25 protein-coding genes are annotated in these 11780 nt (G+C 44.6%); all 25 read right to left on the bottom strand.

Features of this window, described 5'->3' with window-relative positions:
* Positions 1-24: 24 nt before the first annotated feature.
* A complete protein-coding gene (rpsK, locus tag GQ51_RS10190) occupies positions 25-414 on the bottom strand; it encodes a 30S ribosomal protein S11 (RefSeq protein ID WP_020166857.1) in 390 nt (129 codons plus the stop codon).
* A gap of 62 nt (positions 415-476) precedes the next feature.
* Complete coding sequence (gene rpsM, locus GQ51_RS10185) at positions 477-839, bottom strand: 30S ribosomal protein S13 (RefSeq protein WP_047552554.1); 363 nt, start codon at positions 837-839, stop codon at positions 477-479.
* 174 nt (positions 840-1013) lie between these two features.
* Entirely contained in the window at positions 1014-1127 is a 114-nt protein-coding gene (gene rpmJ, locus GQ51_RS12350; protein ID WP_013147060.1) for a 50S ribosomal protein L36, read from the bottom strand.
* Positions 1128-1171: 44 nt separating this feature from the next.
* Positions 1172-1390, bottom strand: a complete 219-nt coding sequence (gene infA, locus GQ51_RS10180) for a translation initiation factor IF-1 (protein ID WP_047552551.1) — start codon at positions 1388-1390, stop codon at positions 1172-1174.
* 11 nt (positions 1391-1401) lie between these two features.
* Positions 1402-2685, bottom strand: a complete 1284-nt coding sequence (secY, locus tag GQ51_RS10175; RefSeq protein ID WP_442922108.1) for a preprotein translocase subunit SecY — start codon at positions 2683-2685, stop codon at positions 1402-1404.
* A 47-nt stretch (positions 2686-2732) separates the two neighbouring features.
* A complete protein-coding gene (gene rplO, locus GQ51_RS10170; RefSeq protein ID WP_047552546.1) occupies positions 2733-3173 on the bottom strand; it encodes a 50S ribosomal protein L15 in 441 nt (146 codons plus the stop codon).
* Positions 3173-3370 carry a 50S ribosomal protein L30 gene (gene rpmD / locus GQ51_RS10165; protein ID WP_047552544.1) on the bottom strand — a complete coding sequence of 66 codons (198 nt, stop codon included), beginning with the start codon at positions 3368-3370 and terminating at the stop codon, positions 3173-3175. The genes rplO and rpmD overlap by 1 nt, the downstream gene beginning before the upstream one ends.
* 2 nt (positions 3371-3372) lie before the next feature.
* Positions 3373-3885, bottom strand: a complete 513-nt coding sequence (gene rpsE / locus GQ51_RS10160) for a 30S ribosomal protein S5 (RefSeq protein ID WP_015831312.1) — start codon at positions 3883-3885, stop codon at positions 3373-3375.
* Positions 3886-3912: 27 nt separating this feature from the next.
* Positions 3913-4266 carry a 50S ribosomal protein L18 gene (gene rplR, locus GQ51_RS10155; protein WP_047552541.1) on the bottom strand — a complete coding sequence of 118 codons (354 nt, stop codon included), beginning with the start codon at positions 4264-4266 and terminating at the stop codon, positions 3913-3915.
* A gap of 10 nt (positions 4267-4276) precedes the next feature.
* Entirely contained in the window at positions 4277-4810 is a 534-nt protein-coding gene (gene rplF, locus GQ51_RS10150) for a 50S ribosomal protein L6 (RefSeq protein ID WP_047552540.1), read from the bottom strand.
* A gap of 10 nt (positions 4811-4820) precedes the next feature.
* On the bottom strand, positions 4821-5216 hold the full coding sequence (gene rpsH, locus GQ51_RS10145) for a 30S ribosomal protein S8 (protein ID WP_047552536.1): 396 nt from the start codon (positions 5214-5216) through the stop codon (positions 4821-4823).
* Positions 5217-5231: 15 nt separating this feature from the next.
* Positions 5232-5537, bottom strand: coding sequence for a 30S ribosomal protein S14 (rpsN, locus tag GQ51_RS10140; RefSeq protein ID WP_047552533.1), 306 nt, complete (start codon positions 5535-5537; stop codon positions 5232-5234).
* Between the two features lie 3 nt (positions 5538-5540).
* On the bottom strand, positions 5541-6080 hold the full coding sequence (gene rplE, locus GQ51_RS10135; RefSeq protein ID WP_047552530.1) for a 50S ribosomal protein L5: 540 nt from the start codon (positions 6078-6080) through the stop codon (positions 5541-5543).
* A gap of 8 nt (positions 6081-6088) precedes the next feature.
* On the bottom strand, positions 6089-6406 hold the full coding sequence (rplX, locus tag GQ51_RS10130) for a 50S ribosomal protein L24 (RefSeq protein ID WP_047552529.1): 318 nt from the start codon (positions 6404-6406) through the stop codon (positions 6089-6091).
* An 8-nt stretch (positions 6407-6414) separates the two neighbouring features.
* Complete coding sequence (gene rplN, locus GQ51_RS10125; protein WP_015831305.1) at positions 6415-6783, bottom strand: 50S ribosomal protein L14; 369 nt, start codon at positions 6781-6783, stop codon at positions 6415-6417.
* Between the two features lie 199 nt (positions 6784-6982).
* Entirely contained in the window at positions 6983-7228 is a 246-nt protein-coding gene (gene rpsQ / locus GQ51_RS10120) for a 30S ribosomal protein S17 (protein ID WP_047552526.1), read from the bottom strand.
* Position 7229: 1 nt separating this feature from the next.
* Positions 7230-7424 (bottom strand): 50S ribosomal protein L29, encoded by a 195-nt coding sequence (rpmC, locus tag GQ51_RS10115; RefSeq protein WP_047552523.1) that lies wholly within the window; start codon positions 7422-7424, stop codon positions 7230-7232.
* 17 nt (positions 7425-7441) lie between these two features.
* Positions 7442-7858 carry a 50S ribosomal protein L16 gene (gene rplP / locus GQ51_RS10110; protein WP_019899750.1) on the bottom strand — a complete coding sequence of 139 codons (417 nt, stop codon included), beginning with the start codon at positions 7856-7858 and terminating at the stop codon, positions 7442-7444.
* A complete protein-coding gene (gene rpsC / locus GQ51_RS10105) occupies positions 7842-8564 on the bottom strand; it encodes a 30S ribosomal protein S3 (protein WP_047552520.1) in 723 nt (240 codons plus the stop codon). The genes rplP and rpsC overlap by 17 nt, the downstream gene beginning before the upstream one ends.
* 9 nt (positions 8565-8573) lie before the next feature.
* On the bottom strand, positions 8574-8903 hold the full coding sequence (gene rplV, locus GQ51_RS10100) for a 50S ribosomal protein L22 (protein WP_013147044.1): 330 nt from the start codon (positions 8901-8903) through the stop codon (positions 8574-8576).
* 9 nt (positions 8904-8912) lie between these two features.
* Positions 8913-9188 carry a 30S ribosomal protein S19 gene (gene rpsS / locus GQ51_RS10095; RefSeq protein WP_047552517.1) on the bottom strand — a complete coding sequence of 92 codons (276 nt, stop codon included), beginning with the start codon at positions 9186-9188 and terminating at the stop codon, positions 8913-8915.
* 4 nt (positions 9189-9192) lie between these two features.
* Positions 9193-10026 carry a 50S ribosomal protein L2 gene (gene rplB / locus GQ51_RS10090; RefSeq protein ID WP_047552514.1) on the bottom strand — a complete coding sequence of 278 codons (834 nt, stop codon included), beginning with the start codon at positions 10024-10026 and terminating at the stop codon, positions 9193-9195.
* A gap of 11 nt (positions 10027-10037) precedes the next feature.
* Positions 10038-10352: a 50S ribosomal protein L23 gene (gene rplW / locus GQ51_RS10085; RefSeq protein ID WP_047552511.1), complete on the bottom strand. Its 315-nt coding sequence runs from the start codon at positions 10350-10352 to the stop codon at positions 10038-10040.
* Positions 10349-10975 carry a 50S ribosomal protein L4 gene (gene rplD / locus GQ51_RS10080; protein ID WP_047552508.1) on the bottom strand — a complete coding sequence of 209 codons (627 nt, stop codon included), beginning with the start codon at positions 10973-10975 and terminating at the stop codon, positions 10349-10351. The genes rplW and rplD overlap by 4 nt, the downstream gene beginning before the upstream one ends.
* Entirely contained in the window at positions 10975-11637 is a 663-nt protein-coding gene (gene rplC / locus GQ51_RS10075) for a 50S ribosomal protein L3 (protein WP_047552505.1), read from the bottom strand. Before rplC ends, rplD begins: the two co-directional genes overlap by 1 nt.
* Positions 11638-11780: the final 143 nt, after the last annotated feature.

Here is an 11780-nt window from a genome sequence, read left to right as displayed (position 1 = left end):
TAGTTCTCCAGTAATCTTTTTCGCTTAAATGCGACGTTTTTTAGGTGGACGGCAACCGTTATGCGGAACTGGCGTCACATCAGTAATGCTGGTAATTTTGAAACCAGCAGCGTTCAGTGCGCGCACAGCAGATTCACGACCTGGACCTGGGCCTTTAATACGCACTTCTAAATTCTTCACACCACTCTCTTGTGCTGACTTACCAGCAACTTCTGCAGCAACCTGCGCAGCAAAAGGAGTACTCTTACGAGAACCTTTAAAACCCTGACCACCAGAAGTCGCCCAAGACAGAGCATTGCCTTGACGGTCTGTAATTGTGATGATGGTGTTGTTAAAAGATGCATGCACGTGGGCAATACCCTCAGCAATATTCTTTTTAACTTTCTTTCTTACGCGTACATTAGCTTTTGCCATGTTGCATTTTTCCTTACCAATAAACTTACTAAAATTTGTAAACTATCTAAGCCTTAACAGGATTATTTAGATTGTTTAATCGCTTTAACTGGACCCTTACGTGTACGGGCATTTGTTTTTGTACGTTGACCACGCACCGGCAGACCACGGCGATGACGAACACCACGGTAGCAGCCCAAATCCATCAGGCGCTTGATGTTCATTGATATTTCGCGACGTAAGTCACCTTCAACTTTGAACTTGCCTACTTCGTCACGTAATTTTTCTACGTCCGCATCATTCAAATCTTTAATTTTTGCAGTAGGCAATACACCAGCTGCGGCACAGATTTTTTGTGCTGTATTACGACCAATACCGTAAATTGCAGTCAATGCAATTTCCGTGTGTTTATTATTCGGGATATTTACCCCTGCAATACGCGCCATACTTTACTCCAAATTAGGCTTTACTGATTCACTTGCTTTAAAAAAGCCGGTGATTTTAACAGGAAAACCATTTTTTATCAAATAGCTAATCTTCTGATCAATCAAATTATTGACCAACTTAAATTAGTATGCAGCCGAAGCTTTTACTAATTTGGATTAATTGAAGTTAATCAATTAACCTTGACGTTGTTTATGACGTGGGTCTGTGCAGATGATACGCACAACGCCACGACGACGAACAACTTTACAATTACGGCATAAAGCCTTTACTGATGCACGAACTCTCATATTTCACTCCAATACAACTAAACGGTATGCACAACACTTATTGTTTATTTCGCGCGGAACGTAATTCGCGCACGGGATAAATCATAAGGCGTCATCTCAACGGTGACTTTATCACCAGGTAAAATACGAATGTAGTGCATGCGCATTTTCCCAGAAATATAGCCTAAAACAATATGACCATTTTCTAACTTAACTCTAAAAGTTGCATTTGGAAGATTCTCAAGAATCTCCCCTTGCATTTCAATTCTATCTTCCTTAGCCATCTTAGAATTACTTAGCGCCCAAGCGCATTACCTTTAAAATTAGCTTTTCTAAGCAATCCCTCGTATTGATGAGACATCAAATGAGACTGCACTTGCGTCATAAAATCCATGGTTACCACAACAATAATCAGCAAAGAAGTACCGCCGAAATAGAATGGTGTATTAAACTTCAAGATCAGGAATTCAGGTAACAGGCAAACCAAAGTGATATACGCTGCACCAACCAAAGTCAATCTACCCATAATGCGGTCGATGTACTTGGCTGTTTGATCACCAGGCCTGATCCCCGGGATAAAAGCACCACTTTTCTTCAAGTTGTCGGCTGTATCTTTTGGATTAAACTGCAATGCAGTGTAGAAAAAACAGAAGAATACAATCGCAGCAGCAAATAATAAGATGTAGATTGGCTGACCTGGGGACAAGGCAGCAGCAACATCTTTTAGCCAGAACGTATGTTCACTTCCGCCAAACCAGCCAGCCAGCGTTGCCGGGAACAAGATAATGCTTGAGGCAAAAATAGGAGGTATGACACCAGCCATGTTCAGCTTCATAGGCAAATGCGTTGTTTGGCCGCCATATACCTTATTACCCACCTGTCTCTTAGCATAATTAACAGTAATCTTGCGTTGACCGCGCTCAACAAACACCACAAGCGCTGTCACCAGGATAGTTGCAACCAGCAAGAAGAAAGCCAACGGGATACTAAATGCACCTGTGTTCACCATTTCGGCTGTAGAACCGATCGCATGCGGCAATCCGGCGACTATACCAGCAAAAATAATGATAGAAATACCATTGCCGATACCACGTTCGGTAATCTGCTCACCCAACCACATCAAAAACATGGTGCCACAAACAAGGGTAATCACCGCAGTTAACCTAAATGCCATACCTGGATCTAATACTAAACCAGCCTGGCCTTCAAGCATGATTGCAATACCTAACGCCTGGAATGTAGCAAGCACTACAGTACCGTAACGTGTATATTTAGTAATAGTACGGCGCCCAGCTTCACCCTCTTTTTTCAGCTGCTCAAGCTTAGGCGACACAGCCGCCAGTAACTGCATGATGATAGATGCAGAAATGTACGGCATGATACCCAGTGCAAACACGGTAAACCGTGACAATGCACCGCCTGAGAACATGTTAAACATGCCCAGGATGCCACCGCTTTGCGACTCGAACAACTTAGCCAACACCTCGGGATCAATACCTGGAACAGGTATATGAGCACCCAAGCGATAAACAACTAAAGCACCCAAAACAAAAAACAGGCGACTTTTGAGTTCGCCCATTTTTGCCGCTGTTTTCAATAAGCCTTCTTGTGCCAAAATATTATCTCTTATGCAGCTTCTAGAACTTTACCACCAGCAGCTTCGATGGCAGCGCGTGCACCCTTGGTCAGCAACAGACCTTGGATGTTGTATTTGCCGGCAACATCGCCTGACAAATAAATTTTTGCGTTCTTAACTGTACCTGAAACGATATTTGCTGCTTTCAAAGCCAACAGATCGATCACTTCATTTGGGATCAAAGCCAGTTCGCTAGTACGCACATGTGCCGTATCAGCTTTAGTCAATGATTTGAAACCACGCTTAGGCAAGCGACGTTGAATTGGCATTTGGCCGCCTTCAAAACCTACTTTGTGAAAACCGCCAGTACGTGATTTTTGACCTTTATGGCCACGACCAGCTGTTTTGCCTAAACCTGAACCAATACCGCGACCTACGCGACGACGTTCTTTTTTTGCGCCTTCTGCAGGCTTAATAGTATTTAATTGCATTATGCTTCTACCTTTACGAGATAGCTAACGGCATTGATCATGCCGCGAATTGCCGGTGTATCTTGTAACTCAACTGTATGGTGCATGCGACGCAGACCTAAGCCTCTAACTGTAGCTTTATGCGCCTCAATACGTCCAATAACACTTTTCACCAGCGTTACTTTAATAGTTGATGCATCTTTTTTTGCTTTAGCCATGATTAGCCTCTGATTTCTTCGACTGATTTGCCACGCTTAGCCGCGATTTCCGCAGGCGTATTCATAGACTCCAAGCCGTTTAATGTAGCGCGAACCAAATTGTAAGGGTTTGTTGAACCAATACATTTAGCCACAACGTTAGTTACACCCATCACTTCAAAAATCGCGCGCATTGCGCCACCAGCAATAATACCGGTACCTTCAGAAGCTGGTTGAATGAATACTTTTGCAGCACCGTGAACGCCAGTTACAGCATGATGCAAAGTGCCGTTTGTTAAATTGATCTTTAACATACCGCGACGTGCTTCATCCATAGCTTTTTGTACAGCTACCGGAACTTCACGCGCCTTACCCTTACCCATACCTACCGCGCCATCACCATCACCTACCACTGTAAGTGCAGCAAAACTCATAATGCGACCGCCTTTAACCGTTTTACTTACACGATTAACTGCAATCATTTTTTCGCGCAAACCATCAGTCTGCTGCTGTTGCTGTTCAATTTCTTTTGCCATCATTAACCTCTTAAGCAATCAGACCAATTAGAAGGACAAGCCGTTTTCACGTGCGGCATCTGCCAACGCTTTAATACGGCCATGATATTTGTAACCAGAACGATCAAAAGCCACGGTAGTAACACCAGCTTTTTTCGCCTTCTCAGCAATCAACTTACCAATTGCCGCAGCAGCTTCTACATTGCCGCCGTTTTTAATGTTTTTACGAACGTCGGCCTCAACCGTAGAAGCGCTAACAATTACTTTATCGCCAGTTTCAGCAATAATTTGCGCATAAATGTGTGTATTAGTACGATGCACACTTAAACGGGTAACTTTTAGCTCTGCAATTTTGGCACGGGTTTTACGTGCGCGACGCAAGCGATTATTTACGTTGTTCATTTTTTAAGCCTTATTTCTTCTTGGTTTCTTTAATTGCAACAACCTCATCTGCATAACGAACACCCTTGCCTTTATAAGGCTCTGGAGCACGATATGCACGAATCTGGGCTGCAACTTGACCAATTACCTGTTTATCAACACCGGTCAACACGATTTCTGTTGGAGTCGGAGTAGCAACGGTAACGCCAGCTGGCATTTTATGGTTAATAGGATGTGAATAGCCAAGCTCCAAGTTCAATACAGCACCTTGTGCAGCAGCTTTGTAACCAACACCGATCAGTGTCAATTTACGTGTAAAGCCCTCTGAAACACCTTTTACCATATTCGCTACCAGGGCACGCACTGTACCCGACATAGCTTGTGAATGCTGCGCATCATTTGCTGCCGCGAAGGTAATAGCATCACCCTCTTTTTTCAGCACAACTGCTGAAGTCAGAGCTTGAGTCAATTTACCTAAAGGACCGCTTACGTTGATTGCATCAGCACTCAACACCACTTCTACTTTAGCTGGAATAGCTACTGGATTTTTAGCAACACGTGACATTTGCTTCTCCTTAAGCCACTACGCACAGCACTTCACCACCGATACCGGCAGCTTGAGCTTTGCGATCTGTCATTACACCCTTAGATGTAGACATAATTGTCACACCAAGACCATTCATTACTTTAGGAATCTCTTGGCTTCCTTTGTAAACACGCAAACCTGGCTTGCTTACACGCTGGATGCGCTCAATCACTGGGCGACCTGCATAATATTTCAAGCTAATGTTCAATGTTGCTTTGCTGCCATCTTTTTGAACAGCGAAGTCTTCAATGTAACCTTCATCTTTAAGTACGCTAGCAATAGCAGACTTAACATTAGAAGAAGGCATAGTTACAACCGCTTTATTGACCATCTGCGCATTACGAATACGCGTCAACATGTCGGCAATTGGATCACTCATACTCATAGATCTATTCTCCTATTACCAGCTGGCCTTGGTGACGCCTGGCACTTGGCCGCTCATCATCAAATCGCGCAGTTTACTACGCCCAATACCGAATTTACTAAACACACCACGTGGGCGACCAGTTAAAGCACAACGATTACGCAGACGAACCGGACTGGAGTTACGTGGAAGCGCCTGGAATTTCATACGCGCTTCAAAACGGCTCTCAGCAGTAGCATTAACATCATTCATTGCAGCTTCAAGTGCTGCACGCTTTGCAGCAAATTTACTTACAGTTTCGCGACGTTTGATTTCGCGTTCTGTCATACAGGTTTTAGCCATGTCTTAACCCCTGAAAGGAAAACTAAATGCAGCAAGCAAAGCCTTTGCCTCTTCATCAGTTTTTGCAGTAGTAGTAATAGTGATATTCATCCCGCGAATCGCATCGATCTTGTCGTATTCAATTTCAGGGAAAATGATCTGCTCTTTAACGCCCATGTTGTAATTACCACGGCCATCAAATGATTTCGCAGAAATACCGCGGAAGTCACGAATACGTGGGATAGCAACAGTAACCAGGCGATCTAGGAACTCATACATACGTTCGCGGCGTAAAGTGACTTTACAACCAACAGGATAGTCATCACGAATCTTAAATGCAGCCACTGATTTCTTAGCTTTGGTAACAATTGCTTTTTGACCAGCAATTTTCTCCATATCACCAACAGCATGCTCCATCACTTTCTTATCAGCAACAGCCTCACCAACACCCATATTCAGGGTGATTTTTTCAATACGAGGAACCTGCATGATTGAAGTGTAACCAAATTGCTCAGTCATAGCCTTAACTACTGAGTCTTTATAATAATCTTTTAAGCGCGCCATAATTCTTCCTATGCGTCCACTGCTTCGCCATTAGATTTGAATACGCGTATTTTGCGACCATCATCCAATGTCTTAAAGCCTACGCGATCACCTTTTTGGGTCGCACTGTTAAATAAAGCAACGTTTGAAATATCGATAGGCATTTCTTTGGCAATGATGCCACCAGCAATACCTTTCATCGGGTTAGGTTTAGCATGCTTCTTAACCAAGTTAAGACCTTCAACCACAACCTTACCGGAATCAAGAACACTCAATACCGTACCTTGCTTACCTTTGTCCTTACCTGTATTCAGGATGACCTGATCACCCTTGCGAATTTTACTCATGTGAGCTCCTACAACACTTCTGGTGCTAATGAAACGATTTTCATGAATTTTTCTGAACGTAATTCACGAGTCACTGGCCCAAAAATACGGGTGCCAATCGGTTCCAATTTGTTATTCAACAGAACAGCAGCATTGCCGTCGAACTTAACCAAAGAGCCGTCTGGACGACGAACACCCTTAGCAGTACGCACAACAACCGCGCTATAAACTTCGCCTTTTTTTACGCGACCACGTGGAGCAGCATCCTTGATGCTAACTTTAATGATATCGCCTATACCAGCGTAACGACGCTTTGAGCCACCCAACACCTTAATGCACTGCACAGAGCGGGCACCAGTGTTATCGGCAACTTCAAGCCTTGATTGCATTTGAATCATGAGAATAATCTCCAACTTAATCCGTTAAAACCAACACCGGCCATGTATAGTTAAAAACTATCTAGGCCGACAGACCACGGTCAGTATTGGGGCGAGAGCTTTTTGACTTAATATAAGTCGCTCGCCGAAAAACAAAACATTATATACAGCTAACGATGAATGCGCAATTACTTTTGACAGTAATTGCGCTTCACGTTACTTAGGCCTGTTTAACTACCCAAGTTTTTGTTTTTGACAATGGACGACTTTCAACAATCGTAACCACATCACCTTCTTTACAGCTATTTGTTTCATCGTGCGCATGAAACTTCTTGGATTGGCGAACAACTTTACCAATCAAAGGATGCTTTACTTTGCGCTCAACTAAAACAGTAACAGTTTTGTCCATCTTGTCGCTAACTACGCGACCAGTAAGACTACGCACTACTTTCGTTGTTTCGGTCATATTATGCCTGCTTTGCTTTCTCAGCCAATACAGTCTTAACACGCGCTACATCTTTGCGTACTTTACCTAGCTGATCTACATTGTTTAATTGTTGAGTAGCCAATTGCATACGCAGTGAGAATTGCGCACGACGCAATTCAATCAACTCTGCATTCAACTCATCAACACTTTTTGCTCTTAAATCGGTTGCTTTCATATTTAGCTCACCTTTCCTTAACTACCTAGTTGGCGAGTCATGAATGTTGTTTCGATTGGCAGCTTAGCAGCAGCCAAACGGAACGCTTCACGTGCAAGCTCTTCACTTACACCATCCATCTCGTACAACATTTTACCTGGCTGGATTTGGGCTACGTAGTACTCGGTACTACCTTTACCGTTACCCATACGAACTTCAGCAGGTTTTTTAGAAATTGGCTGGTCTGGGAAAATGCGGATCCATACGCGACCACCACGTTTAATGTGACGGGTCATAACACGACGCGCAGCTTCAATTTGACGTGCTGTCAAACGACCGCGACCAATAGCCTTCAAGCCAAAGTCACCAAAGCTTACTTTATTACCCGTAGTAGCAATGCCTTTATTACGGCCTTTTTGCATCTTACGGTATTTTTGTCTAGACGGTTGTAGCATCTTTAGCCCTCGCCTTTCTTACTCTTTTTTCAGGTTCAGCAGTTGGTGCAACAGCAGCTTGCGCAGCTTGTGCATTACCTGCAAATATCTCACCTTTGAATACCCACACTTTGATGCCGATGATACCGTATGTAGTTGAGGCTTCAGCTACACCGTAATCGATATCCGCACGCAATGTATGGAGTGGCACACGGCCTTCACGGTACCATTCAGTACGCGCGATCTCGATACCATTCAAACGGCCTGAACTCATGATCTTGATACCTTGTGCACCTAAACGCATTGCATTTTGCATGGCGCGTTTCATGGCACGACGGAACATCACACGTTTTTCAAGCTGTTGAGCGATTGATTGAGCAATCAAAGTTGCATCAAGTTCAGGCTTACGCACTTCTTCAATATTCAAATGAACAGGAACGCCCATCAAACCTTGGAGAGAAGAACGCAATGACTCGATGTCCTCACCTTTCTTACCAATCACAACACCTGGACGTGCGCTGTAAATCGTGATTTTTGCGTTCTTGGCAGGACGCTCGATCAAAATACGGCTCACTGCAGCACTTGCTAATTTCTTATTAAGAAACTCACGTACTTTAATGTCGCTTTGCAACATCGCAGGGAAGTTTTTACTATTGGCATACCAACGTGAGGCCCAGTTTTTCTGAACGCTCAGACGGAAACCAATTGGATGAATTTTCTGACCCATGATTATCCTTTAGTTACCGACAGTCACATGAATGTGACAGGTTGGTTTAGTAATACGACCAGCGCGACCTTTTGCACGTGGACGAATACGTTTCAGCACAATGCCTTTATCAACATAAATTGAAGTTACCTTCAATTCGTCAATATCAGCGCCATTGTTATGTTCAGCATTAGCGATTGCAGACTCAACAACTTTCTTGATGATCTCAGCACCTTTTTTAGGTGTGAAGTTCAAGATGTTAAGCGCGTGATCAACTTTCTTGCCGCGTACGAGGTCTGCCACCAATCTAGCCTTTTGAGGAGAGAGATGTACACCTTTTAATATTGCAGATACTTGCATCATCAGCTCCTACTTCTTAGCTTTCTTGTCGGCTGCGTGACCTTTGAATGTACGTGTTAACGCAAATTCGCCAAGCTTGTGACCAACCATGTTTTCAGAAATCAACACAGGTACGTGTTGCTTACCATTATGAACTGCAATAGTAAGACCAATAAAATCTGGGAAAATTGTAGAACGGCGTGACCAAGTCTTAATTGGTTTACGGTCGCGTGAAGCAGCAGCGACTTCTACTTTTTTAGCCAAATGACCATCAATAAATGGACCTTTTTTTAGTGAACGTGCCATATGATTACCTTACGCCTCTCGGACGACGACTAATACGCATGTTATCTGTACGCTTGCTACTACGTGTGCGATAACCCTTAGTTTTAACACCCCATGGGCTAACCGGATTCATACCAGCAGCTGTTCTACCTTCACCACCACCGTGTGGGTGATCAACCGGGTTCATCACCACACCGCGAACGGTAGGACGAACACCGCGCCAGCGCATCGCACCAGCTTTACCAATAGAACGCAGTGAATGCTCTTCATTACCCACTTCACCCAAAGTTGCCTTGCAATCAACGTGAACGCGGCGAACCTCGCCTGAACGTAAACGCAATTGCGCATAGCTGCCTTCACGCGCCAGCAACTGTACAGAAGTACCAGCTGAGCGAGCCAACTGCGCACCTTTACCTGGTTGCAACTCGATACAATGGATTGTGCTACCTACAGGAATGTTACGTAACGGCAATGCGTTACCAACCCTGATTGGCGCATCTGAACCACTGATCAATTGCGTACCGGCAACTACGCCGCGCGGAGCAATGATGTAACGACGCTCACCATCAGCGTAACAAAGCAATGCAATGTGCGCTGTGCGGTTTGGGTCATACTCGATATGCTCAACTTTAGCTGGGATACCATCCTTGTTGCGACGGAAATCAACTAAACGATAGTGCTGTTTATGACCGCCACCTTGGTGACGTGTTGTAATACGGCCGTTATTATTACGGCCAGCGTTTTTACTTTGACTTTCCAACAGCGGTGCGTGTGGTTTACCTTTGTACAAATCAGGCGTTACCACCTTAAGTACGCCACGACGACCGGGGGAAGTTGGTTTGACTTTAACTAATGCCATATCTTCTCTCCTTATTCGCCCGCTGCGAAGTTAATTTCTTGACCTGGCTTCAAGCTCACATAAGCTTTTTTCCAGTCGTTACGTTTACCCATGCGCTTGCCTGCGCGCTTTACTTTGCCGCCGACATTAATCACAGCAACCTTGTCAACCTCAACCTTGAACACAAGCTCAACTGCAGCCTTGATTTCAGGTTTAGTAGCATCAGTACGCACTTTAAATGCGATCTGCTGGTGTTTATCAGCAATGTAAGTTGCTTTCTCAGTGATTTGCGGAGCTAGAATAACCTGCAGCAAACGATCTTGAGTTTTAGTGATAGCGTTCATCATGCTAAGATCTCCTCAAGTTTCTTCACTGCAGCAGCAGTTGCCACCACATTCGGGAAACGCACCAGGCTAACCGGGTCAGCAAATTGCGCTTCTACCACCATCACATTAGTGAGGTTACGTGAAGATAAGTACAGGTTTTCATCGAAGCCGTCAGTCAACACCAGAACGCCATCGGTATAACCCAAACCTTTAATTTTTTCAGCCAGAGCTTTAGTTTTAGGAGTTTCAACATTGAACTCTTCAACCACGCTCAAGCGGTCTTGACGCACCAACTCAGACAAAATAGTCTGCATGCCGGCACGGTAAGCCTTACGGTTAACTTTATGGCTAAAGTTCTCGTTAGGCGAGTTAGGGAATGCACGACCACCTCCACGCCAGATCGGGCTTGAGCTCATACCTGAACGAGCATTACCGGTACCCTTTTGCGCGTATGGCTTATGCGTGGTGTGTGCTACAGCATCACGACCCTTTTGTGCACGCGTTGCAGTGCGGGCATTTGCCATATAAGCAACAACGACCTGATGCACCAAAGCCTCATTGAACTCACGTCCGAATGTACCTTCAGATACAGTCACGCCTTTTTTTGCGGCCTTACCGTTTTTATCTATTAATTTAAGTTCCATTATTTAGAACCTCCCTTGGCAGCTTTAGCTTTAATGGCCGGACGCACAACAACGTCACCGCCTTTAGAACCAGGGATCGCACCTTTAATCAACAATAAATTGCGCTCTACATCAACACGGACAACTTCCAGGTTCTGCGTTGTAACCTTAACGGCACCCAAGTGACCAGGCATACGCTTACCTGGGAACACGCGACCAGGATCCTGCGCCATACCGATAGAGCCAGGTACGTTATGTGAACGTGAGTTACCATGTGAAGCACGGTTAGAACTGAAATGGTGACGCTTGATAGCGCCAGCAAAGCCCTTACCCAAAGACGTGCCTGTAACGTCAACCTTTTGACCCACCTCGAAAATATCAACCGTGATATTTGCACCTGGCGTGTAATTGGCTAGAACGTCGTCACCGACTGAGAATTCATGAATACCAGCACCTGCAGCAGAGCCTGACTTGGCATAATGCCCAGCCAAAGCTTTAGTTACACGGCTAGCACGACGAGTTCCGTAAGCAACTTGAAGGCCAGTATAGCCATCGCTTGCGGTCGTCTTGATCTGTGTCACGCGGTTAGGCACAACTTCCAGCACAGTTACCGGAACGCTTGCGCCATCCTCGGTAAATACGCGGGTCATACCAACTTTGCGACCAATAAGCCCTAAGCTCATGATCGTTTCCTTTATTTTTAGTTAAAAAGTCGATTGCAATTGACCGACTTCCATGAAAGAGGCCGGATTATACCGAACCTCCATTTTTTTTACAACTAGATTTTACTACTTAACCTTTACTATCTTTTTAAATCGGTTTTAGG

This window comes from Methylotenera sp. G11 (genome assembly GCF_000799735.1).
Taxonomy (GTDB): domain Bacteria; phylum Pseudomonadota; class Gammaproteobacteria; order Burkholderiales; family Methylophilaceae; genus Methylotenera.
The sequence above is the reverse complement of the archived record's forward strand: the minus strand, read 5'-3'. Positions and strand labels throughout refer to the sequence as shown.

Bases quoted from the DNA above. Each gene is read 5' to 3' on its own strand.
- rpsH (WP_047552536.1), bottom strand. From the start codon at position 5,216: ATGAGTATGAGTGATCCAATTGCCGACATGTTGACGCGTATTCGTAAT.
- rpsS (WP_047552517.1), bottom strand. From the start codon at position 9,188: ATGGCACGTTCACTAAAAAAAGGTCCATTTATTGATGGTCATTTGGCT.
- rplP (WP_019899750.1), bottom strand. From the start codon at position 7,858: ATGCTACAACCGTCTAGACAAAAATACCGTAAGATGCAAAAAGGCCGT.
- secY (WP_442922108.1), bottom strand. From the start codon at position 2,685: ATGGGCGAACTCAAAAGTCGCCTGTTTTTTGTTTTGGGTGCTTTAGTT.
- rpsC (WP_047552520.1), bottom strand. From the start codon at position 8,564: ATGGGTCAGAAAATTCATCCAATTGGTTTCCGTCTGAGCGTTCAGAAA.
- rpmJ (WP_013147060.1), bottom strand. From the start codon at position 1,127: ATGAGAGTTCGTGCATCAGTAAAGGCTTTATGCCGTAATTGTAAAGTT.
- rpsE (WP_015831312.1), bottom strand. From the start codon at position 3,885: ATGGCAAAAGAAATTGAACAGCAACAGCAGCAGACTGATGGTTTGCGC.
- rplV (WP_013147044.1), bottom strand. From the start codon at position 8,903: ATGCAAGTATCTGCAATATTAAAAGGTGTACATCTCTCTCCTCAAAAG.
- rplE (WP_047552530.1), bottom strand. From the start codon at position 6,080: ATGGCGCGCTTAAAAGATTATTATAAAGACTCAGTAGTTAAGGCTATG.
- rpsM (WP_047552554.1), bottom strand. From the start codon at position 839: ATGGCGCGTATTGCAGGGGTAAATATCCCGAATAATAAACACACGGAA.
- rplN (WP_015831305.1), bottom strand. From the start codon at position 6,783: ATGATTCAAATGCAATCAAGGCTTGAAGTTGCCGATAACACTGGTGCC.
- rpmD (WP_047552544.1), bottom strand. From the start codon at position 3,370: ATGGCTAAAGCAAAAAAAGATGCATCAACTATTAAAGTAACGCTGGTG.
- rpsN (WP_047552533.1), bottom strand. From the start codon at position 5,537: ATGGCTAAAACCTGTATGACAGAACGCGAAATCAAACGTCGCGAAACT.
- rpsQ (WP_047552526.1), bottom strand. From the start codon at position 7,228: ATGACCGAAACAACGAAAGTAGTGCGTAGTCTTACTGGTCGCGTAGTT.
- rplW (WP_047552511.1), bottom strand. From the start codon at position 10,352: ATGATGAACGCTATCACTAAAACTCAAGATCGTTTGCTGCAGGTTATT.
- rplR (WP_047552541.1), bottom strand. From the start codon at position 4,266: ATGAACAACGTAAATAATCGCTTGCGTCGCGCACGTAAAACCCGTGCC.
- rpmC (WP_047552523.1), bottom strand. From the start codon at position 7,424: ATGAAAGCAACCGATTTAAGAGCAAAAAGTGTTGATGAGTTGAATGCA.
- rplD (WP_047552508.1), bottom strand. From the start codon at position 10,975: ATGGAACTTAAATTAATAGATAAAAACGGTAAGGCCGCAAAAAAAGGC.
- rplF (WP_047552540.1), bottom strand. From the start codon at position 4,810: ATGTCACGTGTTGCTAAAAATCCAGTAGCTATTCCAGCTAAAGTAGAA.
- rpsK (WP_020166857.1), bottom strand. From the start codon at position 414: ATGGCAAAAGCTAATGTACGCGTAAGAAAGAAAGTTAAAAAGAATATT.
- infA (WP_047552551.1), bottom strand. From the start codon at position 1,390: ATGGCTAAGGAAGATAGAATTGAAATGCAAGGGGAGATTCTTGAGAAT.
- rplO (WP_047552546.1), bottom strand. From the start codon at position 3,173: ATGCAATTAAATACTATTAAGCCTGCAGAAGGCGCAAAAAAAGAACGT.
- rplB (WP_047552514.1), bottom strand. From the start codon at position 10,026: ATGGCATTAGTTAAAGTCAAACCAACTTCCCCCGGTCGTCGTGGCGTA.
- rplC (WP_047552505.1), bottom strand. From the start codon at position 11,637: ATGAGCTTAGGGCTTATTGGTCGCAAAGTTGGTATGACCCGCGTATTT.
- rplX (WP_047552529.1), bottom strand. From the start codon at position 6,406: ATGAGTAAAATTCGCAAGGGTGATCAGGTCATCCTGAATACAGGTAAG.